Below are 25723 nucleotides of genomic sequence, written 5' to 3'. Positions count from 1 at the left end.
AAGCCACCGTCATGTCACACCGTCTCCCGATCGCTACGCAGTTGTGGTTCACCGCCGCGCTTGCCGTCGCCCTGCCCGTCGTCGTGGTCGTCGCCGGGGTTGCGCTGACGCTCTCGCACGCAGCCTTACTGGGCACCAGTATCGTTGCAGCATCGATCAGCGGCGCCTTGCTGGTCTGGGCAATCCGTATCGCCAGCGCGTCGCTGGAGATGGCCACCACCACGCTGGACGCGTTCTCGCGCGGCAACTTCGACGTGGCGCTGCCGCAAGGGCGCGACGACCAGGCCAGCGATGTCCTGCGCGGGCTGCGCAAGGTGCAGAGCGGCATCCGCCACGTCAACGAGGAAATCAACCGCGTTTCGCGCGAACACGATGCCGGCGAGATCGACGCGCGCATCGATGTGGCGCGCTTCGATGGCGATTTCCGCACCATGGGCGATGGCATCAACCGCATGGTGGCCAGCCATATCGCGGTGAAAAAACAGGCGATGGCGTGCGTGGCCGAGTTCGGTCGCGGCAATTTTTCCGCCGAACTGGAACGGTTGCCGGGCAAGAAGGCCTTCATCAACGAGATCGTCGACCAGATCCGCGGCAACCTCACCGGTATGGTCGCCGAGGTCAACCGCATGTCGGCCGAGCACGATGCCGGCGATATCGACGTGGTCATCGACACCCAGCGCTTCACCGGCGATTTCCGTCGCATGGCCGAGGGCATCAACGCGATGGTGGCCAGCCATATCGCGGTCAAGAAGCAGGCCATCGCCTGCGTCAGCGAATTCGGCCGCGGCAACTTCACCGCACAGCTGCCGTTGCTGCCGGGCAAGAAGCGCTTCATCAACGACACCATCGAACAGGTCCGCGGCAACCTCACCGGCCTGATCGCCGAGATCAACCACATGTCGGCCGAACATGAAGCCGGCGATATCGACGTGGTCATCGACAGCAGCCGCTTCGATGGCGATTTCCGCAGCATGGCGCTGGGCATCAACCAGATGGTGGGCGCGCATATCGCGGTCAAGAAACTGGCGATGGGCGTGGTGGCCGAATTCGGCCGCGGCAACTTCGATGCACCGCTGGCGCAGCTGCCGGGCAAGAAGGCCTTCATCAACGACACCGTGGAGCGCGCGCGCGGCAATCTGCGCAGCATTTCCGAAGTGATCCAGGTCATGGGCGCGATGGCCGAAGGCGACCTCACCCACACCGTGGAAGGCCGTTACGAAGGCGCATTCGCCGACATGCAGCGCTATGTCAACACCACCATGAGCCGCCTGACCGAGATCGTCGATGAGGTCAACCGCAACGCCGAAAACCTGGCCAGTGCCTCGGAAGAGGTCAGCGCCACCGCGCAGGCGCTGGCCCAGGCCGCCAGCGAACAGGCGGCCGGTGTGGAAGAAACCAGCGCCTCGCTGGAGCAGATGACCGCCTCCATCGCACAGAACACCGAAAACGCGCGCGTCACCGACAGCATGGCGGCCAAGGCGGCCAGCGAAGCGGCCGACGGCGGCGACACCGTGCGCGCCACCGTGGTGGCGATGAAGGAGATCGCCAAGAAGATCGGCATCATCGACGACATCGCCTATCAGACCAACCTGCTGGCGCTCAATGCCGCCATCGAAGCCGCGCGCGCCGGCGAACACGGCAAGGGCTTTGCGGTGGTGGCCGCCGAAGTGCGCAAGCTGGCCGAACGCAGCCAGATCGCTGCGCAGGAAATCGGCGAAGTGGCCGAATCCAGCGTGGAACTGGCCGAAAGCGCCGGCCGCGTACTTGGCGAGATGGTGCCTTCGATCCGCCGCACCTCCGACCTGGTGCAGGAAATCGCCGCCGCTTCCGAAGAACAGACCGCCGGCGTCAGCCAGATCAATACCGCCGTGGGCCAGTTGAACCAGACCACCCAATCGGCCGCCGCCAATGCCGAAGAACTGGCCGCCACCTCGGAAGAGATGAGCGCACAGGCCGAACAGCTGCAGCAGCTGATGGGCTTCTTCCGGCTGGGCAACGGCGGCCGCGGCGCCGTGTCGGGCAGCAGCAGGCAGGGACCGCGCAGGATCGCAGCGCATGCGCCTGCCATCGTGAGCAGCGCGCCGCCGCGACGCACCAATGTGCGCCAGATCAGTGCGGTGGCCGCCACCGCCGATGCGATCGACGAATCGCAATTCGCCAGCTTCTGAGGAGCCGACGATGCAAGCGCGCCCCGCAACCAACCACCAGATGCCGTCATCGACGGCACCGCAGCAATACCTGACCTTTCTGCTGGGCCGGGAGATGTTCGGCCTGGGCATCCTGGGCATCAAGGAAATCATCGAATACCGCGTGCCGACCGATGTGCCGATGATGCCGCCGGCGCTGCGCGGGGTGATCAATCTGCGTGGCGCGGTGGTGCCGGTGGTGGATCTGCAGCAACGCTTTGGCCGCACCGCCAGCGCGATCACCAAGCGCAGCTGCATCGTGATCGTGGAGATCGCGCATGGCGAGCTGCATCAGGTGCTTGGGCTCTTGGTGGATGCGGTCAGCGAAGTGCTGGAAATCGCGCCCTCCGACATCGTCGACACGCCCAGCTTCGGCGCCGGCATCGCGCGCGACTTCATCCACGCCATGGGCAAGATCGGCGAGCGCTTCGTGATCCTGCTCGATGCCGATGCCGTGCTGGGCAACGACACGCTCGCCCAGCTGCCAGCCGACGAGCTGGCAGCCTGACCTCACGCATGCACTCAAGGACTCCCATGCGCCCCGCCCTTCTCTCCTGCAACTGCACGCTGGCCGGCCCGGTCCTGGTCGTGGACGACAGCGTGGTCCAGCGCGAACACGCCATGGCGCTATGTCGCCAGCTCGGCGCAAGCGTGGTCGACGGTGCCGTCGACGGAAACGCGGCCCTGGAGTGGCTGACGCGCGCCCAGGCGCCATCGTTGCTGCTGGTGGATCTGGAAATGCCGGGCATGGACGGCGTCCAGTTGCTCGACGCCCTGGCGCGCGGCAAATACAGCGTGCCGGTAGTGGTGGTCTCGCAACGCGGCGGTGCCTTGATCGATGCGGTGATGCAACTCAGCCGCAGCGCCGGCGTGCGCGTGCTCGGCGGCATCGAAAAGCCGATGAACCTGCAGGATCTGGCCACCGTACTGGAGTGCGAACCGGAGCCGGCCGCCGACGCACCGGCGTTCGCGCCGGTGGCGATTTCGCCGCTGATGTCCAGCGGTGGCGCCGCCGCCTCGCGGCTGGATCGCGCCATGCGCCGCGGCGAGATCCGCGTGGCCTACCAACCCAAGCTCGATCTGAAGGACGGCCGCCTGCGTGGCGTGGAAGCGCTCGCGCGTTGGCGCCGCCCGCAAGGCGACATGATCGGCCCGGACCGTTTCATTCCGCTGGCCGAACGCGAAGGCTTGATCCACGCGTTGACGCAGCAGGTCATCGACAAGGCCATCGCGCAATTGGTGGACTGGCGCGCCGAAGGCTTCGACCTGAGCCTGGCCCTGAACCTTTCGCCCCGGCTGCTGGGCGAGGACCATTTCCTCGAAGAGCTATGCACCAAGCTGGGCGAGAACGGCCTAAGCCCGGCCGATCTGGTACTGGAGCTCACCGAAAGCGCCATCGTGGAGCCGGCCAATGCGCTGAGCATGCTGGCGCGTTTGCGCCTGCACGGGTTCGGCCTGTCCATCGACGACTACGGCACCGGCTTCTCCTCGCTGCAGCGCCTGGCCAGCATTCCCTTCACCGAACTCAAGCTGGACCGCAGCTTCGTGCATGCGGCGCATCGCAGCCGCAGCCAGCGCACCGTGCTCGAATCCACGCTGGAACTGGCGCACCGGCTCGAGCTCACTGCCGTGGCGGAAGGCGTGGAAACGCCCGACGACTGGCGGCTGCTGCGCGAACTTGGCTGCGATCTGGCACAAGGCTATCTGATGGCATCGCCGATGCCCGGGCCGATGCTGTCGGAGTGGTGGCGCGAACACGCCGTGCGTATCGCACGCCTGAGCGACAACACGTTCCACAGCGATGCGGACGTGGCCTGAGCCGATGAGCACCGCCACCGCCATCACCGAACAGGAGTTCGGCCGCTTCCAGCGCTTCATCTTCGAAGCGGCCGGCATCACCATTTCCTCCGGCAAGAAGGCGATGCTGTGCGGCCGCCTGGGCAAGCGTCTGCGCGAACATCAGTTCAGTACCTATACGCAGTACCTGCAGCTGTTGGAAAGCCGCCAGGACCGCAGGGAAATCCAGACCGCAATCGACCTGCTCACCACCAACGAAACCTATTTCTTCCGCGAGCCCAAGCATTTCGAGCTGCTGCGCAAGCTGGCCGGCGAGCACCGTGGCGGGCTGCCGTTCCGTTGCTGGAGCGCGGCCAGTTCCAGCGGCGAAGAAGCCTACAGCATGGCCATGGTGCTGGACGACACCTTGCAGGGCCGCCCGTTCGAAGTAGTCGGCAGCGACATCAGCACCCGCGTGCTGGCCAAGGCACGCACCGGCCACTACGCGCTGCAACGTATCGACGGCATCCCGCAGGCCTATCTCAAACGCTATTGCCTGCGTGGCCAGGGCGAGTACGACGGCACCTTGCTGGTGGAACGGCGGCTGCGCGAGCGCGTGCAGTTCGTGCACGCCAATCTCAATGCCGCGTTGCCGGCACTGGGCAGCTTCGATGCGATTTTCCTGCGCAATGTGATGATCTATTTCAACGGCCAGACCAAGCGCGAAGTGATCCTGCGCGTGCTGTCCAACCTCAAGTCCGGCGGGCATTTCTGCATCGGCCATTCGGAAAGCCTGAGCGAACTCGACATCGATCTGGTCCAGGTGGCACCCTCGATCTTCCGCAAGGCATGACCCAAGGATTCAACGTGTCGACAGCGCTCCATCGCCCCGCCGCCAACCCCGCTCCCATCAAGGCCATGGTGGTCGACGATTCGGCAGTGGTGCGCCAGGTGCTGGTGGGCGTGCTCAACGACGCGCCCGGCATCGACGTCATCGCTACTGCCGCCGACCCGCTGCTGGCGATCAAAAAAATGCGCCAGCACTGGCCGGATGTGATCGTGCTCGACGTGGAAATGCCGCGCATGGACGGCATCACCTTTCTGCGCAAGATCATGAGCGAGCGGCCCACGCCGGTGGTGATCTGCTCCACGCTCACCGAAAAAGGCGCGCGCGTCACCATGGATGCGCTGGCCGCCGGCGCGGTGGCGGTGGTGACCAAACCCCGCCTGGGTCTGAAGCAATTTCTCACCGACTCTGCCGACGAACTGGTGGCGACCGTGCGCAGCGCCGCGCGCGCCAACGTCAAGCGGCTGGCCGCGCGCGTGACTGCCGCGCCGCTGGAAGCGGAGGTCAAGCACACCGCCGATGTCATCCTGCCGGCGCAAAGCGGGCGTGCGCTGGCGCAGACCACCGAACGCATCGTCGCCATCGGCACCTCCACCGGCGGCACCCAGGCCCTGGAAGAAGTGCTCACCGCGCTGCCGCGCGTCTGCCCGGGCATCGTGATCGTGCAGCACATGCCGGAGAAATTCACCGCTGCCTTCGCCGCACGTCTGAACGGCCTGTGCCAGATCGCCGTCAAGGAAGCCGCCAACAACGACCGCGTGATGCCGGGCCGCGCATTGATCGCACCCGGCGGCAAACATCTGCTGCTGCGTCGCAGCGGCGCGCAGTATTTCGTCGAAGTGCTGGAAGGCCCACCGGTCAACCGGCATCGCCCGTCGGTCGACGTACTGTTCCGCTCGGCCGCGCGCGCGGCCGGCAGCAATGCGCTGGGCATCATCATGACCGGCATGGGCGACGATGGTGCCGCCGGCCTGCTGGAAATGCGCCAGGCCGGCGCACGCACGGTGGCGCAGGACGAACACACCAGCATCGTGTTCGGCATGCCCAAGGAAGCGATCAAGCGCGGCGGCGCGGACCGTATCCTGCCGCTGGGCGCGATGGCGCGCGAGATCGTGACGCAGCTGCAATAACGCGACAGACGTCCACGTCGCGCGCTGAACGTACTGACAGAACCCGCGTCTTCTTCGCGACAGACCCACTGCACTGCTCGACAGAGCCTGTGCATCTGCTGGACACAACCCTGCGCCTGTTCCAACGCAACCACTGCGCCTGCGCAGGATCGACGCGCATTTCTCCCGTCCACGAAAGACCGCCACATTCCCTTCTCCCGCCCGCGGGAGAAGGTGCCCGAAGGGCGGATGAGGGCAACACCCTGAGCAGACCTACAGCTGCGACTCCAGCGGCAACCAGCCCATCACCGCTGCTGCACCACGTCGCCACACGCTCGCGGCCGGCTCGCGCGACCACACCTCGGGCGGCTGCGCGGCATCGTCGTGCCAACGCAGTTCGCCCCGGTCCAGGGTGACGCGGTAACTCACTGGCGCACTGACCTTGTGGTTGTACAGCCGCTCCAGCTCCGCGGTGACCACACGGTCGTTGAACAACAGGCCCATTTCGGTATTGAGGTTCATCGAACGCGGGTCCAGGTTGAACGAGCCGATGAAACCGCTGCTGTCGTCCACGACAAACGCCTTGGTATGCAAGCTGGCACCGCTGGAACCGAACAGGCTGCCGTCCGGCTTGCCCATCGGCTTGAGCTCATGCAGGCGCACGCCCAGCTGCAGAAGCGGCACGCGATAGCCGGCGTAGCCGCTGTGCACTGCCACCACGTCGTTGGCTGCCAGCGAATTGGTCAGAATGCTCACGCGCACGTTGCGCTGGCGCAGATGGCCGATCCAGCGCATGCCCTCGTCGCCCGGCACGAAATACGGCGAAATCACTTTCAGCTCGCGCTGTGCGTGCGCCATTTCGCCGATCAGCACTGGCGTCATCCAATCGGCTTGCGGCGGCGCACCTTCGGCTTTTTCCGGCGGGTCGGAAACGATGCGCGCCTGCGACACCCAGTGCACCGGGCGGTCGCCCTGCATCAGTTCGCGCACGCTTGGGGAGCGCTTGAGCCGCTCCACATACGGATGCGCGCGCACCGATGCCATGCCGGCGTCCAGGCTGCCACGCAAGGCCTCCAGCGCCTGCGGTTTTGCGGTGACCAGTGCAGACAGCGGCAAGGCATTGGGGCTATTCCAGTACGCATCGAATACCTGCTCGGCCTGGCCCACCGCCGGCCCCATCAGCGCCGCATCCATATCCATGAAATTGGTGTCGCGCGCCGCATCGAAATACTCGTCGCCCACGTTGCGCCCACCCACCACCGCGATGCGGCCATCGGCAATCCAGGCCTTGTTGTGCATGCGGCGGTTGATGCTGAACATGCGCAGCACCATCTCCACGCCGCGCATCAAGGTGCCTTCGCGCGCGCGGGTCGGGTTGAACAGGCGAATCTCGATCAGCGGATGGCTATCCAGGGCGGCCAGCACCGAATCGCTGCCATGGATATTCATGTCGTCCAGCAGCAACCGCACGCGTACGCCGCGATCGGCCGCGCGCAGCAACTCGTTGTGCAGCAGGTTGCCGGTGAAATCGGCGTGCCAGATGTAGTACTGCAGATCCAGGCTGCGCCCGGCCGCACGCGCGGTGAGCGCACGTACCGCAAACGCATCGACGTTGTCCGGCAGGATCACCATCCCGGTCTGATCGGCATGCGCCTGTTGCAATGGCGCCACCACCTTGTCGATGGGCGTCGCGACCGCCGTGGCAGGCAGCACGTGACTGACCGGCCCGCGTTGGCGGTCGGCAAAGCGCCCGTAGCCGTACAGCGATAACGCACTGGCCAGCACCAGTACCAGCAGCGCAACGCCGAACCATTTGAAAAATTTCCGCTTTGTCACTGCCGATTCCGCGATGCGCAGCGCGGCAGTGTAGAGCCCACGCGGGCAGACCGGTGTGCAGACGCCGCCACAAGCAACCTCGACAATTCCCACAAGCACCAGACGGGTGTCGTGGACACAAGGACTTGCAGCACCGCGTGCCGCACACGGCGAAGGTGGTGGTTTACGCCGTCATCGGCGGTGTGGCGCGCGAGCTGGCGAAGCACCAGCGCGCGCCCACGGCGCTTACCAGATGGTCACCCGCTCCTTGTCGCCACGTACCATCGCATCGCCGGGCTTGCACTGGAAAGCCTGCGCAAACGCCGGCATGTTCGACGGCGCACCGTTGGCGCGGAAATTCGCCGGTGCGTGCGGGTCGGTGTTCAGGCGCACGCGCAATTCGCCGTCGGTGAAGTTGCGGCGCCAGACCGTGGCCCAGTTCATGAAGAACCGCTGGTCCTGCGAATCGCCATCGATCTGCTTGTTGGCGGCCGGCTGCTCCTGCAATGCCATTTGCAGGGCATCGTACGCCACGGTCAGGCCGCCCAGATCGCCGATATTCTCGCCCAGCGTCAGCTTGCCTTTGACGTGCACACCCTTGATCGCTTCATAGCCATCGAACTGGGCCACCAGCTGGTCGGTGCGCTCGGTGAACAGCTTGCGGTCTGCATCGGTCCACCAGCTGTCGAAATTGCCCTTGGCATCGAACTGGCTGCCGGAATCGTCGTAGCCGTGCATCATTTCGTGCCCGATCACCGCACCGATGCCACCGTAGTTCAAGGCCGGATCGGCCTTGGGGTCGAAGAACGGCGGCTGCAGGATCGCGGCCGGAAACACGATCTCGTTACGCGTGGCGTTGTAGTACGCATTCACCGTCTGCGGGGTCATGTGCCACTCGCGCTTGTCGACCGGCTTGCCGATCTTGTCCAGCATGTAGCGGTAATTGAATGCCTGTGCGGCCTGCATGTTGGCAAGAAAGCCGTCGCCACGCGTCTGAAGGCCCGACCAATCGCGCCACTGGTCCGGGTAACCGATCTTGGGAGTGAAGCTGGCCCATTTTTCCAATGCGCGCTGTTTGGTTTCCGCGCTCATCCAGTCGAGCTTTTCCAGCCGGGCCTTGAGCGCCGCCGACAGGTTCTGCACCAGTTGCTGCATCTGCTCCTTCGATTCGGCCGGAAATGCGGATTGCACGTATAGCTGCCCCAAGGCCTCGCCCATCGCCTCGTTGACCGCATTCAAGGTGCGCTTCCAGCGCGGCAGCATGTCCTGCTGGCCGCGCAGGGTCTTGGCGTAGAAATCGAAATTGGCCTGCTCGAACGGCTTGGCCAGGTACGGCGCCGCTTCGTCCACCGTATGGAAACGCAGATACGCCTTCCAGGTATCGACCGGCGTATCGGCCAGCATCGCATCGAGCTCGGCGAAATAGCCCGGCTGGCTCAGCGAGAAGGTGCCGGCCGGCACCTCGAGCGCCGCGAAGAACGCCTTCCAGTCGAAGTGCGGCGTGATGGCGTTGGCGCCGGCCACATCGACCGGGTTGTAGCGCTTGGCCGGGTCGCGCAGTTCGATCCGCGACAACGACGCATTGGCCAGGCGCGTCTCGAACGCCATTACCGCCTTGGCCTGGGCGGCTGCCTGCGGCGCCGGGATGCCCGACAGCTCCAGCATCCGCGCGATGTAGGCCACGTACTGCTCGCGGATCTTTGCCTGCGCCGGATCGGTGTAATAGCCCTTTTCGGGCAAGCCCAGACCGCCCTGCCCTGCGTAGGCGATCATCTGCTCGGAATTCTTGTAGTCGGCATTGGCACCGAACGAAAACACCAAGCCCTGGCCTTGCGCATAACTGTTGCGCAACCAGGCGGCGATGGCTGGCGCATCGGTCAATGCATCGATGTCCTTCAACTGCGGCTGCAACGGCGTAATGCCGGCTTTGTCGATCGCCGCTTCATCCGAGCCGGTCCGCCACAGGTCGGCGAGCTTGGCATCCACCGAACCGGCCGACAGGCTGCCGCGCGCCAGTTGCTCCACCAGCGCGTGCTGGATGGTCAGCGAGCGCTCGGCCAGCACCTCAAAGCTGCCCCAGCTGGTGCGATCGGACGGCACCGGGTTGGCCTTGAGCCACTTGGCGTTGACGAACCCGTTGAGGTCCTGACACGCAGCGATGCTCGGGTCCAGATCGCTGCTGCTGAATGCCACGATCGGCGCATCGAGCTTGGACACATCCACCTTGGTCGGTACCGCCTGCGGCGCGGCAGGCGCCACCTTGGCGGCGTCATCGGAGGCGCCGCACGCAGACAGCGCGACCACGATGGCGACTGCGAGCGATAGCGGAGCTAACTTGCGCAACTTCATTGAATTCTCCAGGGCATGACCGCGCAGGCGCGATCGAAAAAAGTCGACATCCGGTCGGCAAGCGCTGGCGAAGAACCGCGCAGCGCAGGCGCTTGCCTCTTCGTCAGTCGCTTTGCAACCGGCCAGACCACATCCGTGCAGCGGCACCGCACCATCACCTCCGATGCCGTGCCGTATGAAAGTCCATTGCATCTGTACACAACGTGCGCGTCTGTCATCGACATCGCGGCGCGCTGTTTCCACCCACACCGGCGCAGCTCGCGCCATCGCATGCGCTCAACGCCGCGCGTAGAACGGCGCCATCAACAGGTACACCGGATACGCCAACACCATCAGCACCAGGGCGACCTCGTGCCCCGACGCCGCATCGGCCCACGCTTCCATCTGTCGCGACGGCCCAGCGACGCCAAACCCCAGCAGTAGTATCCCCACGACGCAGATCAGCAGCGCCAGCCCCGCGCCGGAGATGTCGCCGGCAGCCAAGGCGGCGCCGCCGGCGACCAGCATGCCAAGCGTCACCAGATACGCGCGACAGTAAACGGCGTCATCCGCCGGGTTCCACGTTTGCGTGTGCCTGACATCGTGTCTCGCCGGCACTCGGCGGAGCGCGCATCGCACCCTCGCACCGCTTCCATTCACCACCGGACGCAGCCGCTTGCAGCTGCGTGCCGCGCAAGAACTCGCGCTGCGCGCACCGCACGCAGCGCTGCAAGCGCCAGCGGCGATTACTTCGCCTTGCCCTGATTGGCCACCGCTTCGGCCGCGCGCTTGGCCGCCTCCGGGTCGCCCAGGTAACGGAAGCTGCGCACCTGCAGGCTGTCGTCCAGCTCGAACAGCAACGGGATGCCGGTGGGGATGTTGAGCTCCAGGATCTGCTCATTGGAGACATCGTTGAGGTACTTGTAGAGCGCGCGCAGCGAATTGCCGTGCGCGGTCACCAGCACGGTCTGCCCGGCCTTCAACTGTGGCGCAATCGCGTCGTGCCAATACGGCAACACGCGCACCAGCGTGGTCGCCAGCGACTCGGTGCCTGGCAATGCATTGCGGTCCAGCGTGGCGTAGCGACGGTCGTGGCACGGGTGGCCCGGGTCGTTGACGTCCATCGCCGGCGGCGGGATGTCGTAGGAACGGCGCCAGATCTTGACCTGCTCCTCGCCGTGCTTTGCCGCGGTTTCGGCCTTGTCCAGGCCTTGCAGGCCACCGTAGTGGCGCTCGTTGAGGCGCCAGCTCTTGGACACCGGCAACCAGTCCTGGTCGAGTTCCTTCAACGCGCCCTGCAGCGTGTGGATGGCGCGCTTGAGCACCGAGGTGTGGGCGACATCGAACTGCAGCCCTTCGTCCTTCATCAGCCTGCCGGCCGCCACAGCTTCCTGGCGGCCCTGGTCGGTGAGTTCCACATCCACCCAGCCGGTGAAACGGTTGTCCAGATTCCATTGGCTCTGGCCATGGCGCAGCAGTACGAGTTTGCGGGTCACTACGGTTCTCCGATTGGGGGCCGATCAGCGTGCGATTGTAGCGGCAGCGCGTGCATCGCAGGCGTGCACGAGATCGCCACATGCAGCGCGCGATGCTTTGGCAATGCAGACCAACGACCCCGTCTTCGCCGGTTGGGACGGCAGCGTGATCCAGGCGCGACAGTTGCAACGGCAACTGGCACGCCGCGTGGTACTCGATGACGCGGCGAGCGCCACGCCGCAGTTGCTTGCAGGGTTCGATGTCGGTTTCGAAGACGATGGCCAGACCACCCGTGCGGCCGCCGTGTTGCTGGATGCGCAGACGTTGCTGCCCCTGGAAACGCACATCGCGCGCGTGCCGACCTCGATGCCGTATGTCCCCGGCCTGCTCAGTTTTCGCGAATTGCCGGCATTGCTGCAGGCCCTGGCGCTGCTGTCGCGCACGCCGGACCTGGTGTTCATCGATGGCCAGGGCATCGCGCATCCACGCAAGCTTGGCATCGCGGCGCACTTCGGCGTGGTGACCGGCCTGCCGTGCATCGGCATCGCCAAGCAGCGCCTGGCCGGCAGCTTCGCCGAGCCTGGGCCCGAGCGCGGCGACCACACGCCGATCCTGCTGGGCGGCGCGCAGATCGGCTGGGCGCTGCGCAGCAAACCGCGCTGCAATCCCTTGATCGTCTCGCCCGGCCATCGCGTGTCGATGCAAGGCGCACTCGACTGGACCCTGCGCACATTGCGCGCCTATCGCCTGCCCGAGCCCACGCGCCTAGCCGACCGGCTGGCCTCGCGCCGCGGCGAGGTGACGGTGCCGGCAGGCTATTCCGGCCACCTGCTGTGAGCAAACGTTCAAGCCGCGTCAGGCGCCGCATGCACGGGCGGAAGCACTGACGCGGCGCTGAGGCGATCAATCAGTTTTCAGTGATGGCGATGCGACCGGCACCGTCGATCCGGAAGAAAACCATGTTCTTGTTGGATGGGGGCTGGAAGTTCACGGAATACCCGACTGCGTAGGGCTGATCCCTGCATGAGGAAGACGAAGAAACCACCTGATAGTTGACCGCACTGTTGAGGGTCGGCCCTGCAACGCTCCTGTTGGCGTAGACCGCATAGCAGGCAACCGTCTTTCCATTCGCCGAGAAGGCCAGCGAGCGGACACCAGCGGCCACACTGATGATGCGGCTGGAGACGGCATGCTGGACGCTCTGGGCAGTACCAAGGGTTGGCACCGACGCCGCCATTACCAGAAGAGCAGCGATTTGGTTTTCTTTCTTGAGATCGATGAGACCATGAAGGTAATTCCTCAGATTGGGAATGAGAATCTCAAACGCAGCGAGTAAAACGTTAGAGCGCGAGCGGCTTGCCGCCAGGTGCGCACCGCGGACTCTGCGCCGCAAGCGACCGTTGCCGATCCGGCAGCCGTGGATCGTGCAAGGGCCGCCATTATTCATGGCGCGATGACACACGTGACTTGGCACCACGCATTTAGGTTGTGCGGTACGCTTCCCGCAATGCAACTTCGCTCGTGTTGAAACTTCGCCGCTGCCAGAACCTGCCAACCGATGCTTCGCGGCAGCAACGGCGGCGAGGTCTGGACACGGCCGCTTGCGGTGGAAGATCAGGCCAGCCATGCTGGCCACAAGCGCCTCCGGCCTTGCCGATTGGACATGCGGAAGGGAATGGCGCCCGCGCCTACGCCTCAATGTTGCGGCCTGCCTGATCCCGGACCGCAGCGCTGGATGAGTCGTCTTCGCTGGCAACAATGTCCACGTTGGCAACGCATCTGCCTGCAAGGGACCAGGGCGTTCTCGCCACGAACCGCTGCTACGCCATGCCATGCCATGCCATGCCCGGATGGTGTTCGCGGTGCGGTGCCAGCTCGCGCCGATCGCGCATTCCCCGACGCGCATGAAGCGCCATGACTCGGACACTGCGTTTTACGCCACGCGCCCGCCTCGGCCATCGCGCATGCCAAGCTCGTGCCTACGTCATCACTCCACGAGACCGCGCATGACCACCCTGATCGCTCCACGCGTCCATGACATCGGCGGACTGGAAGTGCGCCGCGCCGTGCCCACCCTGCAGGCGCGCAGCGTCGGTCCATTCGTGTTCGTCGACCACATGGGCCCAGCCGTACTGGAGCCGGATCACGGCATCGATGTACGCCCACATCCGCACATCGGCCTGGCCACGGTCACGTTCCTGTGGGCCGGCGAAATCGGCCACCGCGACACGCTGGGCTCGGATCAGGTGATCCGCCCAGGCGACGTCAACTGGATGACGGCCGGCCGCGGCATCGCCCATTCCGAACGCACGCCAGGCCCGGAGCGCGCACGCGAACACGCCTTGCACGGCATGCAGACCTGGATCGCCTTGCCGCGCTCGGCCGAAGAAACCGCGCCAGCCTTCCATCACCACGCGGCGGCAAGCTTGCCGCAGCAGCGCCGCGACGGCGTGTGGCTGCGCGTGATTGCCGGCCGCGCGTACGGTGAGGAATCGCCGGTGCAGGTGTTCAGCGGCACGCTGAATGTGGCGCTGGATCTGGCGCCCGACGCCGAACTCGATCTGGATACCGGGCACACCGAGCGCGCCCTGTACATCCTGGAAGGCGAAGCGCAGCTGGATGGTGCCGACGTGCCAGCTCGCCACCTGATCGTACCCTCGCCCGGCGCCCGTGGCCGCTTGCGCGCCAAGACCCCGCTCAAGGCGATGCTGCTTGGCGGCGAGCCGCTGGATGGGCCGCGTCATCTATGGTGGAACTTCGTTTCCAGTTCCAAGGAACGCATCGAGCAGGCCAAGGACGACTGGCAGGCCGGCCGCTTCGGCAGCATTCCCGGCGACGACGAGGAGTTCATTCCGCTGCCCGAGGCACCGGCTCCGAAACCGGTTAATTACCCTCGAAACCGTGCGCTGCGCGGGTGGACTGACACGCGCGATCACCAGGTCTCGTAACGGAAGTGCCAAGCTGCACATGCGATGCCAGGCACATGCGCGACATCACTTGAGCTGATTCGCAAAACTGTGGTAGTGATGGCCTTGTAGACGGAGCGCGTTGCGTGGACGGCAGTCCTTGAGCGGGGAGTTCGAGGCACTGCAACGGCACGAAATCGGCGCGCCCGCATCGTCATCCAATGCCGGGGAATCGTGTATGAAGTCTGCATCCTGCCTTGTTGGCCTGAGCTTGCTGCTGGCCGCTGCCACCGCCCACGCCCAGACCTCGCCAGTCTGCCCGCCATTGCCACCGGCTTCCGGCCTGCAATGGAACGAGCTCGCCGGTGCCGATTACCTGGTCTGCAAGGCCGTGACTGCCGATGGCCGCCAGGTGGTGGGAGTGATGCTCACGACCCGCGACCCGGCGATGACGTTGGCACGCGATCGCCGCGCCGAAAAGGGCCAGATCCAGCAGGAAGATTTCTACTGGTACAAGCTCGATCTGGGCGGCCGCGACATGCCGGGTACGGAATCGCGCCGCGTCACCGTGGTCGAACTGGGCAAGAAGCGCTACGCGCAGCTGTGGATCGATGGCGCCAGCACCGAAGAACTCGCCTCGATGCAGGCGATGGTGCAGAACATGGATCTGCAGCCGGCCAGCCTGGCGCTGCAGCGCTGACGCAGCGCGCGTCACAGCGCTGCGCACTGCTGCAACAGCATTGCAGCGCGCGGGTCTACCCGGCGCGCTGCAGACATTCGTCTGACGAGACCTGCCGCTAGCGTGTCGCCGCAGATCACCATTGCGCGCTCGATGCTTGTGCCCCACGCGTGTCACGCCGACGCGCGTGACGCGACGACCAGCGGCGTGCACATGCACCTGGCGCGCCGGATGCGTCCATCAGCTCAACGGTTTTGATTCTGGCGGACACCATGTGCGGCGGCGACGCGTGGGAGAACGCTCACGGTTGCGAACGTTGGAGCAGCGACTCCCCTCGGCGCATGCCCGGAATCGGCGCGGACCGATCGCCCGTTCCGATTCCGATTTCGTATTCCCCGCACTCAAAGACCGCCGGCAAGCGTCTGTCAGTCGTGCCGAATCGCCATGTCTCCACCGCCGCCAACCGCCTGCAACCGAGTCTCGATGCGCACCTCGCCGGTGAGCAGGCGATGGATCGGGCATTTGTCGGCCACTTCCATCAACCGTGCGCGTTGCTCGTCGTCCAGTGCCCCGTCAAGCACCACGTCGCGGGTGATCGCCGTGCCGGCAGCGCCGCGCTGCGTGTAATGCAGATGCACGTGCACCGCCGTCAGCGGCCACTGCTTGCGCGCGGCCACCATCGACACCGTGATGGCAGTGCACGCTCCCAGCGCGCCCAACACCTGCGACTCGGGATCCGGCCCGGCGTCGCTGCCACCATTGGCCAGCTGCGTATCGCCGCCCCAGGTGTGCAGCCCGTCGTGGATGCTGACCGTGTACGGCACTGCGCCGGTGCGCACGCTGACGGGCCGGTCACTCATTGCCGGCTCCTGCTGTCGGGCGCGAGCCAGTTCAAAACCGCCCTTCCTGGAAATCGACGAACGCCTGCATCAGCTCCTGCTTGGTGTTCATCACGAACGGGCCATGCCGCATCACCGGCTCGTTGAGCGGGCGGCCCGCGACCAGGATCAGTTGCGCACCATCGGCACCGGCGTGCAGGCGCAGGCGCTGCCCACCGCCCAGCACGGCTAGCTGCTGCGCCGGCAACACGCGCGCGGTGTCGCTCTCGCCCACCGTCAGTGCGCCCTCGAAGGCATACGCGAACGCGTTATGCCCGCTGGGCAGCTGATATTCCCATTCCACGTTCGGTTCCAACGCGATATCCAGGTACACCGGGCTCGTTGCAGGTTGCACGATCGGCCCGACCACCTCGCCCACCGCACCGGCAATCACCTTGACCGTCACGCCGGGTGCCGGATGCGCCACCGGAATGTGGTCGGGTGCGTACTCCTGATATTTGGGGTCGGTCATCTTGTCGCGCGCCGGCAGGTTCACCCACAACTGAAAGCCGCGCATGCGCCCGGATTCCTGCTCCGGCATTTCCGAATGGATCAGCCCGCGCCCGGCGGTCATCCACTGCACGCTGCCAGGAGTCAGCAGGCCTTCGTTGCCATGGTTGTCCTTGTGGCGCATGCGCCCGTCGAGCATGTAGGTCACGGTCTCGAAACCGCGATGCGGGTGGCTGGGAAAACCGGCCAGATAGTCTTCGGCCTTGTCGGTGCCGAATTCGTCCAGCATCAGAAACGGGTCCAGCTCCGGCAGCTGCTGCGTGCCGATGACGCGGGTCAGCTTGACCCCGGCCCCGTCGGAGGTCGGCATGCCGCGAATGGTGCGCAGCACGTGCGCTGCTGTGGTGGTCGTGGTGCTCATCGCTTGTCCCTGTGCTTTGTGGCGAAGCGCCAATGATGGGTGCGCGCGGGCCGCCGCCCAACCGCAACCATTGCAACCGATCGTTCCAGACGCCACCAGCGCGGCAGCGCCCTAACCGATCTGTGACCGTAGCACCCTACGACCAAAGTTTTACCCCCTTGCATCCGGCTGGCATTGACCGCGGCCGGGCGTGGGTGGACCCTTGAACGAATCGTTCCTGAGGGGCATGCATGAAAGGGTTCTCGAAGCTGGCCTGGGGCGCGTTGGCGCTGCTGGCCGCGTTCTGCCTGGGTACCGTTGCGCTGCGGCGTGGCGAGCACATCAACGCGTTGTGGATCGTGGTGGCGGCGGTATCGATCTACCTGATCGCCTACCGGTTCTACAGCCTGTTCATCGCCGACAAGGTGATGCAGCTGGACATCACCCGCGCCACCCCGGCAGTCGCCAACAACGACGGCCTGGATTACGTGCCCACCAACAAGCACGTGCTGTTCGGCCACCACTTTGCTGCCATCGCCGGCGCCGGCCCCCTGGTCGGCCCGGTACTTGCCGCGCAGATGGGCTACCTGCCCGGCCTGCTGTGGCTGGTGGTCGGCGTGGTGTTCGCCGGTGCGGTGCAGGACTTCGTGGTGCTGTTCCTGTCCAGCCGTCGCAACGGCCGCTCGCTAGGCGACCTGGTGCGCGAGGAGATGGGCCAGGTGCCCGGCACCATCGCCCTGTTCGGCGCATTCCTGATCATGATCATCATCCTTGCCGTGCTGGCGATGGTGGTGGTCAAGGCGCTGGCGGAAAGCCCGTGGGGCATGTTCACCGTCATCGCCACAATGCCCATCGCGCTCATGATGGGCGTGTACATGCGCTACATCCGCGTCGGCAAGATCGGCGAGATCTCGGTGGTGGGGTTGATCCTGCTGCTGGGCGCGATCTGGCTGGGCGGCAAGGTGGCGGCGGACCCGACCTGGGGCCCGGCCTTCACCTTCACTGCCAAGCAGATCACCTGGATGCTGATCGGCTACGGCTTCGTCGCATCGGTACTGCCGGTGTGGCTGCTGTTGGCACCGCGCGACTACCTGTCCACCTTCCTCAAGATCGGTACCATCCTGGCGCTGGCGATCGGCATCCTGGTTGTCATGCCGGACCTGAAAATGCCGGCGCTCACGCAATTCGCCTCCACCGGCGATGGCCCGGTCTGGAAGGGCGGCATCTTCCCGTTCCTGTTCATCACCATTGCCTGCGGCGCGGTCTCCGGCTTCCATGCGTTGATCGCTTCCGGCACGACGCCCAAGCTGCTCGCCAATGAAGGCCACATGCGCTACATCGGCTATGGCGGCATGCTGATGGAATCGTTCGTGGCGATCATGGCGCTGGTGGCCGCGTCGATCATCGAGCCGGGCATCTACTTCGCCATGAACAGTCCCGCCTCACTGGTCGGCAGCGACACTGTCGCAGTGGCTGCCAAGATCAGCGAGTGGGGCTTTTCGATCACACCGCAGGTGCTCGAGGCCACGGCACGCGATATCGGCGAGCAAAGCATCCTGGCGCGCGCCGGCGGGGCACCTACGCTGGCGGTGGGCATCGCGCAGATCCTGCACCAGTTGCTGCCGGGCGAAGACACCATGGCGTTCTGGTATCACTTCGCCATCCTGTTCGAAGCACTGTTCATCCTGACCGCGGTGGACGCCGGCACGCGCGCCGGCCGCTTCATGCTGCAGGACCTGCTGGGCAACTTCATCCCGGCGTTGAAGAAGACCGAGTCGTGGACCGCCAATATCATCGCCACCGCCGGCTGCGTGGCGCTGTGGGGCTATCTGCTCTACACCGGCGTGATCGATCCGTTCGGCGGCATCCAGACCTTGTGGCCGTTGTTCGGCATCTCCAACCAGATGCTGGCCGGGATCGCGTTGATGCTGGGCACGGTGGTGCTGTTCAAGATGAAGCGCGACCGCTATGCGTGGGTCACCATCGTGCCGGCGCTGTGGCTGTTGCTGTGCACCACCTATGCGGGGCTGATCAAGATCTTCGACAGCAACCCGGCGCAGGGCTTCCTGGCACAGGCCCACAAGTTCCAGGCGGCCATCGCCAGCAACACCATCACTGCGCCGGCCAAGACGGTGCCGCAGATGCAGCAGATCGTCACCAATGCCTACGTCAACACCGGGCTGACCGTACTGTTCCTGTTCGTGGTCGGCTCGATCCTGATCTATTCGATCAAGACGATCGTGGCGGCACGCCGCAACCCGCAGCGCACTGACCGCGAAACCCCGTACGTGGCGTTGCAGCCGCATCAGATGGCAGACCTGTAATGGGCACGCAACTCGTCCTGGCCGGTCACTATCAGGCGCATCGCCGCATCTGGCGGCGCCTGATCCAGACCGCGCGGCTGTGCTGCGGCATCCCCGACTACGACAACTACGTGCGCCACATGCTGGAAAAACATCCCGACAAACCGGTGATGGACTACCCCGCCTTCTTCCGCGAGCGCCAGGATGCGCGCTATGGCGGCAAGAGTGGGTTTCGGTGTTGTTGAATGGCTGATTGATTGATGGGTGATCGATTGATCAAGAGGTAGAAACGCAACAGGGCGCGATGCGAATCGCGCCCTGTTGCGTTGATGTGGCCGAAGGCAACTGGGCGGGCTAGGCGCTATTGATAAAAGCGTTTCTTGGCGTGCTGAAGCACTGCGATAGATCGGTTACACAGCGGCTGATCTGAGGTCTTGCTGCAGGGCCCTTGCCCGCCCACCAGCGCGGGACACGCCGTGAATCCATCCATGGAGGCGCTTACGCGGCATCCATGCCGCGCAAGGTCCCGCGCCGGTGGGCGGGCAAGGACCAGTCGAGTTGGTCGGTATCCTTGGCGCAAGCAGCGCATCGCACGATCAATCAACGAGATTGCGTGTTAAGTCGGTCGATGTCTGTCGCCGCGCTTATCGGATGTCGTGGCCAATAGATCCTCAGCAGCCCAATCGGGCCATGCAGCATTTGTTCGTCGCAGTGAACTGCTTTTCGTTAGCTGTCAGCCAACTCGCTGGTGCGGTGTCCTCACCGATTGTGGGACCGTTGGCGGCATGGATGCCGCCATCGAGCCCCCAGGGACGGGTTCACGGCGTGTCCCGCAAGGGGTGAGGGCACCGCGCACTCGACTAGCCGAGCTTTCGACTGCATCTAAACCGGACCATGATTCGAATCACTGTTACTTGACATGATCGGACAGTGCAGCAGATCCACAGCTGAGTTACGGCTCTGCGCGCTTCTGCAGCGCCCTTGGTTGCATGAATGACACGCAAGAACGTCCATGGACGGATCCACTATGCGTCGCGCAAGCGCTGAGGACACCGCACACTCCACTCACCAAGCTATCGCCTTACCCTGCGCGCTTTTGCGCCAGCAGCGCAAACAACGCAGGCAAATCACGCATATCGTCGAACACCTCAAGCACACCGATGCGGCGCAAGGTATCGCCATGCCCCGGTGGAATGTGGCTCGCACCGGCAAACCCCACCACCTGCATGCCGGCCGTCACGGCCGCCGTTGCACCGGTCGGGCTGTCTTCGATGACCAGACAACGCTCCGGTGCGACCCCGGCGGTGCGTGCCGCCAGCAGATACACATCCGGTGCCGGCTTGGGCCGCTCCACCATGTCGGCGCTGAAAATACGTCCCGCCGCACGTGCGGTGAGCCCGGCCCGTTCCACCGAGGCAATCACATTGTGGCGCCGGCTATTGGAGGCGACCGCCAACGGCAGCGGAATCTGCTCCAACGCCTCGCGTACGCCTGCGATCGGCTGCACCTGCGCCTGGATCAATGCCTCGCTGCGCACCTGGATCTGCGCCAGTAACGTCTCCGGCAACCGCAGCGCAAAGCGCTCTTCCACCCGCCGCAACACCTCGCGTGTGGTCTGCCCGAAGGTGGTTTCCAGCAGATGTTCCAGCGGCTCGCTTGGCACGAAAGACGCCAGCGCCTCACGCATCACCCGGTCGGCCAATATCTCGCTGTCGACAAGAACGCCATCACAGTCACTGATCAGTAGCTCGTACGCCATTGCACCCATCTGCTCGCAAAGCGCCATTATGCCGGCCCCGGTGTGACCGTCGGCTGTGGGGCAGCAGGCTGTGGCGATAGATACCGTCGCCGCTCGCGGCATGCGCGCTGCCAGGACAGGCGGCCCCGAGCATGCGGCCCGCCCTGCCGTCATGTCACGAAATCTTACCGCAAGCGATTTTTGCAGCTGCTAGGATCTGCCCCGCTGCGGCGGGACTTGCCGCAGCGTCATCAGGAATGCGATCAGGAGAAGGAGATTTCGATGCAACCGCGATTCCCCGCCCTGCTCGTTCTTGCGACCTCGTTTTTCGCGGTCTCATGCACCGCCTCGCCCGGTGCCAAGGAGCAAACCACCATGTCAGCTACGCTGCAGGACCACACCGTCGCCTTCCGCGACCCCGCCCTGACCGATATCGCCAGAGCCATTGCGCACGGTGATGTTGCCCAGATCAAGGCGCTCGCCCCTACCGTCGATCTCGCCGCGCATGGCGATCAAAACGTCACCTTGCTCGAATGGGCCATCTGGAACGAACAGCCGCGCGCCTTGGCGGCATTGCTCGATGCAGGCGCAGATCCATCATTACCCGGCATGGACCAGGAAACGGTCGTGCACATGGCCGCCATGGCTCAGGACCCGGAATATCTGCAGATCCTGTTGCAGCACAAGGCGCCGATCGATGTCGTCAGCGCGCGTGCGGGCTGGACGCCGCTGTTTCGCGCGGTGCAGAGCAAGCGCGATGCGCAGATCGATTTGCTGATCAAGGCCGGTGCGGATGTACAGCGCGTCGACCACACCGGCAACAGCCTGCTGCACCTTGCAGCGCAAAGTGGTGCAGCTAGCCCTGCAGTGCTCACCTTGCTCAAGGCCGGTGTCGATCCCGCCGTGCGCAATGCCCAGCAGAAGACCTTCCAGGCGTATTTCTTCACCACGCCGGATCGTCTGCTCAATGCCAGCGGCCAGCAGGTGAGATCGGAGGTGCGCGCGTGGTTGAACGCCCACAACATTCCCGTGGAAAGCAGCCGCTAAGCGCGCTTTTCGCATGACGAACGCAAGGAGCCGCGCATGAGCCCGTCAGAATCCTCTTCTTCTTCCACCCCGTTCGCAGAATCGATGCGCGGGCAACAACCGCACCCGGAGGACCGCCAGTTCCCCGCGATGCTGCAAGACCTCTACGCCACCGCCGCCCAACGACGCGAAGGCGGCGCCGAAACCTTTGCCGCCTTGCCCAACGGCTGGTCGCGCATGGACGACCGCACGCTGCAGCAGGCAGGCATCGACCCTGCCCTGCTGCACGACGCCAAGAGCGGCTTCGACGCCGCGTTCTATCGCAATGATCAGGGGCAGGTGGTGCTGGGCTTCTGCGGCACCGACGAAGGCAAGGATTGGAAGCACAACATCGGCCAGGGCCTGGGCTTGGACGATGCGCAATACGCTTCGGCGATCCAGCTCGGCAGCCAGGCCAAACAGGCGTTCGGCGACCAGGTGGTGATCAGCGGGCATTCGCTGGGTGGCGGCCTGGCCGCGGCGTCGGCAATGGTCAACGACATTCCGGCGGTGACCTATAACGCTGCCGGCGTCAACGACCGCACGCTGGAGCGCCAAGGTCTGGATGCATCGGCGGCCAAGGATTACGCCAATAGCGAATTGATCCGCGGCTACCACGTCAAGAACGAAATCCTGACCCATCTGCAGGAAGACAGCATCCCGCTCAAATGGGCCATGCCCAATGCGGCCGGTCATCAGATCGAACTGCCGGAGCCGGACCCGTTGTCCTTCGGCCAGCGCCTGGTGCCGGGCGTGATGCTCAAGCATCGGCTGGATCTGCACGGCATCGATTCGGTGATGAAGGCGCAGGACATGCAGTTGCAGGGCCAGGCGCGCGGCAACGCATTGCAGCCCGGCAGCCAGCTGTTCAACGACGCGGTAGTGAAACTGGATGGACAACGCGACCGCCTGGGGCTGCGCGACGACACCGCGTTTCTCAATACCGCCGCCAGCGTGGCCGCGCGTGCAGGCAACGATGGCCTGCAGCGCATCGATCACCTGGTGCCCAACCGTGATGGCGACAGCCTGATCGCGGTGCAGGGCCGCATGGACGACCCGGCCCATCTGCGCAGCCATGTGCAGACGGCGTCCGCAGCCAACGAGCCGGCCCAGACCAATGTCAGCCAGTTGCAACAGCACAATCAGCAACACACCCAGCAGCAGCCGCAACAGCAGCAAGAGCAGCGGCGGGTGATTCAGCAGTAATGCTCCGGTGGCCCGCGCACTGCCGCGGGCCACTCTTTGTCAACGCACGCGGCCGGCGACAGCGCGTCAAGGCTTGCGCATGATCGCTGCCGGCGTCGCGTAGCGGACGGTGTTTCGGGAATGGCCCGCGCATTTGAACCATGGCGCGACGTTATTGACACCGTGTCATAGGAGTCGTCAGCCGATCGCGAACGGTGCGCAGAGCGGCGTGCCTGGCGCGGTACATAGCGCAACGCCGAGCATCGCCCAACATCGCCCAGCCGCGCTGGCGATTGCACGCAGCGCGATACCGCACCCAGTCGCTTAATCGTGGCGCTGCAGATCGCGGCGCGCGTTATCCAGCGCCCGCCATCGCCCGCAAAGTGATGCCGACCAGATATGCCAGGTAGGTGCCGGTGGCGTAGCCCATCGTGCCCAGCAACACACCCACCGGCGCCAGTGCCGGGTGAAACGCCGAGGCAACCACCGGCGCGGAGGCTGGGCCGCCGATATTGGATTGCGAGCCGATCGCAAAGTAGAAGAACGGCACCCGCAACAACCGGCCAAGACCCCATAGCACGGCAATGTGCACGGCAATCCAGATCAGGCCAAGCAGCAACAACCATGGCCGGTCCAGCAGCGCCAGCAGGTCCATCTGCATGCCGATGCAGGCGATCAGGAAATACAGCAGCAAGGTGCCGATTTTGGACGCGCCTGCGCCCTCCAGCGTGCGTGCGCGGGTGAAGCTCAGCAGCAGGCCCAGGCTGGTCGCCAGCACCACCACCCACACGAACGGCGTGTCCAGACTGAACTGGCTGGCCCAATGCAACTGCGCCTTGCACCACGCGGCGAGAGGATTGGCCAGGGCATGCGCAAGGCCGACACCGCCGAACGCCACCGCCACGATCACCATCAGGTCGGCCAAGCTGGGAATACGCGCATGCTCGGCCTGGAAGCGCGCCATGCGCTCGCGCAAGGCATCCAGCGCCCGGGTGTCGGCACCGCTGCGTGCATCGATCTTGCGCGCGCGGCCGGCCAGGAAGATCAGCGCCGCCATCCACACATAGCCCACGCCGACATCGACCACCGCGAACTGCCCGAACGTGGTTGCGTCCACATCGAACACTTCGCGCATCGCCAGCATGTTGGCGCCGCCGCCGATCCAGCTGCCCGCCAGCGCTGCCATGCCGGCCCAGGTATCGCCGGCCACGGTGGCCGGATGCAGCCAGCGCATCACCCAGAACGCCACCACCGCACCCAGCATGATGCTCAGCGATGCGGCCAGATACATCGCGACCAGCTTGGGGCCGAGCCGCAGGATCGCGCGCAGGTCGATGCTCAGGGTCAGCAGGATCAACGCGGCAGGCAGCAGCACGTCACGGGCGATCGGGTCGTACAACCGTGTGCCGGCACCGTCGATCAAACCGGCCGTGTTGTAGATGCCTGGCAGCAAATAACACAGCAACAAGGCCGGCACCAGCGCGTAGAAACGCCGCCAGAACCCTTGTTCGCGCGCGGATGTCCAGAACACCGCGCCCAGGGTGGCGGCGATCAGGCCGAACACGACAATATCGTTTTGAATCAGCGCAGCACCGGCAGCATTCACGACAGGCGGATATCCAGGAAAGTAGCCGCCAGAGCGCGGACCGGACCAAGGTGGCCGGTGCCTCGAATCTAGCCGACCCGGACGTCTGCGCAAACCCGGCACAGCGGCGCACAGCCGCCACTGTCGGCAATGACGTACTGCAGCAAACAGCCGCGTTCCTTACGGCCTCAGCCGTAGCGCCGCACCACCCGATCGCCGCCGCCGGTGTTGACCACCACGCCGCTGGGCTGGCCGGTGGTCAGGCAGTGCAGCTTTGCCATCAATTCGGCAAAGTCCAGGGCGCCCTGCTCGCGCAGATACCGCAACGGCGACCAGTGCGGGCGGGTCACCCACCAGCCGCCCTGTGCGGGATGGATGCGTACGACATAACGAGACTCGTCCATCAGGCCTCCGGCCAGTGCGCATAGCGGTCGAGCGAGGCGCACGGGGCATAGGCCCGCAGTGCGCGAGGAATGGGAACGCCTTCTCTCGTCCGGTATGCCGGCGTGCCCTTACTCAAGGGGCCGCGGGAGAGTAGCCAATGGCCCCGCGTCCGGCATAGCCAGGATGTTCTTTTATGCATGCCAATGCCGTCGGGCTGACACTGGCAGGGCGGTAGGAAAATTCTTACGTGACACACATCACGTCCAACGCTACATTCGGTCAGGACCGGTGAACGCCGCGTCATCAGTCATCGTCAGACGAGCGTGGACGATGCGCAGTGGGTGATCAGTCGCTCTTGAAGACGGCCTCTGGGGAGGGGTTGCATGCATCTGCTGAGGAAATTCCAGTTCTCGATCAAGACCGCCATGGTGATTGGCTATGTGTTGGTGATCAGGGAAGCGGTTGTGTTGTGGTCGTAAGGCTGCGGCACGGTTGAACGCGTCGGCCCGGCATGTCGCTTGGCGGGCTGCAAAGGATAGGTAACGCGCCTGGACCGGTGTCGGTGATCGACACCGATGACGCCAGCGTGCGTGCAGTGACCATGCCTGCCGCT

General features: G+C 65.0%; 20 protein-coding genes and 2 pseudogenes. 12 read left to right on the top strand and 10 right to left on the bottom strand.

The features are described 5' to 3' along the window. Positions 1-11: 11 nt before the first annotated feature. From EO156_RS15285 to EO156_RS15265, 5 genes are read left to right on the top strand one after another with little or no spacing between them, the layout of a single operon-like run. Positions 12-2168, top strand: coding sequence for a methyl-accepting chemotaxis protein (locus EO156_RS15285; protein WP_005913226.1), 2157 nt, complete (start codon positions 12-14; stop codon positions 2166-2168). Between the two features lie 10 nt (positions 2169-2178). Beyond that, positions 2179-2694, top strand: a complete 516-nt coding sequence (locus tag EO156_RS15280; protein WP_016849447.1) for a chemotaxis protein CheW — start codon at positions 2179-2181, stop codon at positions 2692-2694. Between the two features lie 26 nt (positions 2695-2720). Further along, on the top strand, positions 2721-4004 hold the full coding sequence (locus EO156_RS15275) for an EAL domain-containing response regulator (protein ID WP_016849448.1): 1284 nt from the start codon (positions 2721-2723) through the stop codon (positions 4002-4004). Between the two features lie 4 nt (positions 4005-4008). Further along, entirely contained in the window at positions 4009-4815 is an 807-nt protein-coding gene (locus EO156_RS15270) for a protein-glutamate O-methyltransferase CheR (protein ID WP_003488107.1), read from the top strand. After that, entirely contained in the window at positions 4812-5939 is a 1128-nt protein-coding gene (locus EO156_RS15265) for a chemotaxis response regulator protein-glutamate methylesterase (RefSeq protein ID WP_016849449.1), read from the top strand. The genes EO156_RS15270 and EO156_RS15265 overlap by 4 nt, the downstream gene beginning before the upstream one ends. 252 nt (positions 5940-6191) lie before the next feature. On the opposite strand, the gene EO156_RS15260 is transcribed toward EO156_RS15265, so the two are convergent. The 4 genes and pseudogenes from EO156_RS15260 to gpmA all read right to left on the bottom strand — a co-directional run bounded on the left by EO156_RS15260 (position 6192) and on the right by gpmA (position 11557). Beyond that, positions 6192-7754 carry a phospholipase D family protein gene (locus tag EO156_RS15260; RefSeq protein WP_005913235.1) on the bottom strand — a complete coding sequence of 521 codons (1563 nt, stop codon included), beginning with the start codon at positions 7752-7754 and terminating at the stop codon, positions 6192-6194. 225 nt (positions 7755-7979) lie between these two features. Then, on the bottom strand, positions 7980-10082 hold the full coding sequence (locus tag EO156_RS15255) for a M13-type metalloendopeptidase (protein ID WP_016849450.1): 2103 nt from the start codon (positions 10080-10082) through the stop codon (positions 7980-7982). A gap of 276 nt (positions 10083-10358) precedes the next feature. Beyond that, a pseudogene (locus tag EO156_RS15250) lies at positions 10359-10663 on the bottom strand (hypothetical protein). 144 nt (positions 10664-10807) lie between these two features. After that, positions 10808-11557 carry a 2,3-diphosphoglycerate-dependent phosphoglycerate mutase gene (gpmA, locus tag EO156_RS15245; protein WP_005913239.1) on the bottom strand — a complete coding sequence of 250 codons (750 nt, stop codon included), beginning with the start codon at positions 11555-11557 and terminating at the stop codon, positions 10808-10810. Positions 11558-11660: 103 nt separating this feature from the next. Between gpmA and nfi the strand changes: the two genes are divergently transcribed. Beyond that, positions 11661-12374, top strand: coding sequence for a deoxyribonuclease V (gene nfi, locus EO156_RS15240; protein WP_016849451.1), 714 nt, complete (start codon positions 11661-11663; stop codon positions 12372-12374). Between the two features lie 70 nt (positions 12375-12444). On the opposite strand, the pseudogene EO156_RS15235 reads toward nfi, so the two are convergent. Then, positions 12445-12824: pseudogene (locus tag EO156_RS15235) on the bottom strand (hypothetical protein). Between the two features lie 719 nt (positions 12825-13543). Here EO156_RS15235 and EO156_RS15230 point away from each other — a divergent pair. Next, a complete protein-coding gene (locus tag EO156_RS15230; RefSeq protein WP_016849453.1) occupies positions 13544-14485 on the top strand; it encodes a pirin family protein in 942 nt (313 codons plus the stop codon). 196 nt (positions 14486-14681) lie between these two features. After that, positions 14682-15143: a hypothetical protein gene (locus EO156_RS15225; protein WP_003488124.1), complete on the top strand. Its 462-nt coding sequence runs from the start codon at positions 14682-14684 to the stop codon at positions 15141-15143. Positions 15144-15547: 404 nt separating this feature from the next. On the opposite strand, the gene EO156_RS15220 is transcribed toward EO156_RS15225, so the two are convergent. Together EO156_RS15220 and EO156_RS15215 are read right to left on the bottom strand one after the other, a co-directional pair. Next, the gene (locus EO156_RS15220; RefSeq protein WP_005913243.1) at positions 15548-15982 is read right to left on the bottom strand and encodes an OsmC family protein; all 435 of its coding nucleotides are present in this window, start codon (positions 15980-15982) and stop codon (positions 15548-15550) included. A gap of 31 nt (positions 15983-16013) precedes the next feature. Then, entirely contained in the window at positions 16014-16871 is an 858-nt protein-coding gene (locus EO156_RS15215; RefSeq protein ID WP_003488129.1) for a pirin family protein, read from the bottom strand. 230 nt (positions 16872-17101) lie between these two features. On the opposite strand from EO156_RS15215, the gene EO156_RS15210 reads away from it, so the two are divergent. Both EO156_RS15210 and EO156_RS15205 read left to right on the top strand, forming a co-directional pair. Beyond that, positions 17102-19174 (top strand): carbon starvation CstA family protein, encoded by a 2073-nt coding sequence (locus EO156_RS15210; RefSeq protein ID WP_016849454.1) that lies wholly within the window; start codon positions 17102-17104, stop codon positions 19172-19174. Then, positions 19174-19398, top strand: coding sequence for a CstA-like transporter-associated (seleno)protein (locus tag EO156_RS15205; RefSeq protein ID WP_016849455.1), 225 nt, complete (start codon positions 19174-19176; stop codon positions 19396-19398). Before EO156_RS15210 ends, EO156_RS15205 begins: the two co-directional genes overlap by 1 nt. Positions 19399-20234: 836 nt before the next feature. Here the strand turns inward: EO156_RS15205 and EO156_RS15200 are convergent. Continuing rightward, positions 20235-20939: an HAD family hydrolase gene (locus EO156_RS15200; RefSeq protein WP_015472421.1), complete on the bottom strand. Its 705-nt coding sequence runs from the start codon at positions 20937-20939 to the stop codon at positions 20235-20237. A gap of 189 nt (positions 20940-21128) precedes the next feature. Between EO156_RS15200 and EO156_RS15195 the strand changes: the two genes are divergently transcribed. Both EO156_RS15195 and EO156_RS15190 read left to right on the top strand, forming a co-directional pair. Continuing rightward, complete coding sequence (locus EO156_RS15195; RefSeq protein WP_016849456.1) at positions 21129-21938, top strand: ankyrin repeat domain-containing protein; 810 nt, start codon at positions 21129-21131, stop codon at positions 21936-21938. 36 nt (positions 21939-21974) lie between these two features. Further along, positions 21975-23162, top strand: coding sequence for an XVIPCD domain-containing protein (locus tag EO156_RS15190; RefSeq protein ID WP_016849457.1), 1188 nt, complete (start codon positions 21975-21977; stop codon positions 23160-23162). Positions 23163-23496: 334 nt separating this feature from the next. On the opposite strand, the gene EO156_RS15185 is transcribed toward EO156_RS15190, so the two are convergent. Then, positions 23497-24747 (bottom strand): DUF819 family protein, encoded by a 1251-nt coding sequence (locus EO156_RS15185; protein ID WP_016849458.1) that lies wholly within the window; start codon positions 24745-24747, stop codon positions 23497-23499. 167 nt (positions 24748-24914) lie between these two features. Continuing rightward, a complete protein-coding gene (locus tag EO156_RS15175; RefSeq protein ID WP_003488147.1) occupies positions 24915-25130 on the bottom strand; it encodes a hypothetical protein in 216 nt (71 codons plus the stop codon). Positions 25131-25723: the final 593 nt, after the last annotated feature.

This window comes from Xanthomonas sp. DAR33341, assembly GCF_003992815.1.
Lineage (GTDB): Bacteria > Pseudomonadota > Gammaproteobacteria > Xanthomonadales > Xanthomonadaceae > Xanthomonas > Xanthomonas cissicola.
The sequence above is the reverse complement of the archived record's forward strand: the minus strand, read 5'-3'. Positions and strand labels throughout refer to the sequence as shown.

Coding starts and splice junctions, on each gene's coding strand:
- EO156_RS15285 (WP_005913226.1), top strand. CDS start 12: ATGTCACACCGTCTCCCGATCGCTACGCAGTTGTGGTTCACCGCCGCG.
- EO156_RS15280 (WP_016849447.1), top strand. CDS start 2,179: ATGCAAGCGCGCCCCGCAACCAACCACCAGATGCCGTCATCGACGGCA.
- EO156_RS15275 (WP_016849448.1), top strand. CDS start 2,721: ATGCGCCCCGCCCTTCTCTCCTGCAACTGCACGCTGGCCGGCCCGGTC.
- EO156_RS15270 (WP_003488107.1), top strand. CDS start 4,009: ATGAGCACCGCCACCGCCATCACCGAACAGGAGTTCGGCCGCTTCCAG.
- EO156_RS15265 (WP_016849449.1), top strand. CDS start 4,812: ATGACCCAAGGATTCAACGTGTCGACAGCGCTCCATCGCCCCGCCGCC.
- EO156_RS15255 (WP_016849450.1), bottom strand. CDS start 10,082: ATGAAGTTGCGCAAGTTAGCTCCGCTATCGCTCGCAGTCGCCATCGTG.
- nfi (WP_016849451.1), top strand. CDS start 11,661: ATGCAGACCAACGACCCCGTCTTCGCCGGTTGGGACGGCAGCGTGATC.
- EO156_RS15230 (WP_016849453.1), top strand. CDS start 13,544: ATGACCACCCTGATCGCTCCACGCGTCCATGACATCGGCGGACTGGAA.
- EO156_RS15225 (WP_003488124.1), top strand. CDS start 14,682: ATGAAGTCTGCATCCTGCCTTGTTGGCCTGAGCTTGCTGCTGGCCGCT.
- EO156_RS15220 (WP_005913243.1), bottom strand. CDS start 15,982: ATGAGTGACCGGCCCGTCAGCGTGCGCACCGGCGCAGTGCCGTACACG.
- EO156_RS15215 (WP_003488129.1), bottom strand. CDS start 16,871: ATGAGCACCACGACCACCACAGCAGCGCACGTGCTGCGCACCATTCGC.
- EO156_RS15210 (WP_016849454.1), top strand. CDS start 17,102: ATGAAAGGGTTCTCGAAGCTGGCCTGGGGCGCGTTGGCGCTGCTGGCC.
- EO156_RS15205 (WP_016849455.1), top strand. CDS start 19,174: ATGGGCACGCAACTCGTCCTGGCCGGTCACTATCAGGCGCATCGCCGC.
- EO156_RS15200 (WP_015472421.1), bottom strand. CDS start 20,939: ATGGCGCTTTGCGAGCAGATGGGTGCAATGGCGTACGAGCTACTGATC.
- EO156_RS15190 (WP_016849457.1), top strand. CDS start 21,975: ATGAGCCCGTCAGAATCCTCTTCTTCTTCCACCCCGTTCGCAGAATCG.
- EO156_RS15175 (WP_003488147.1), bottom strand. CDS start 25,130: ATGGACGAGTCTCGTTATGTCGTACGCATCCATCCCGCACAGGGCGGC.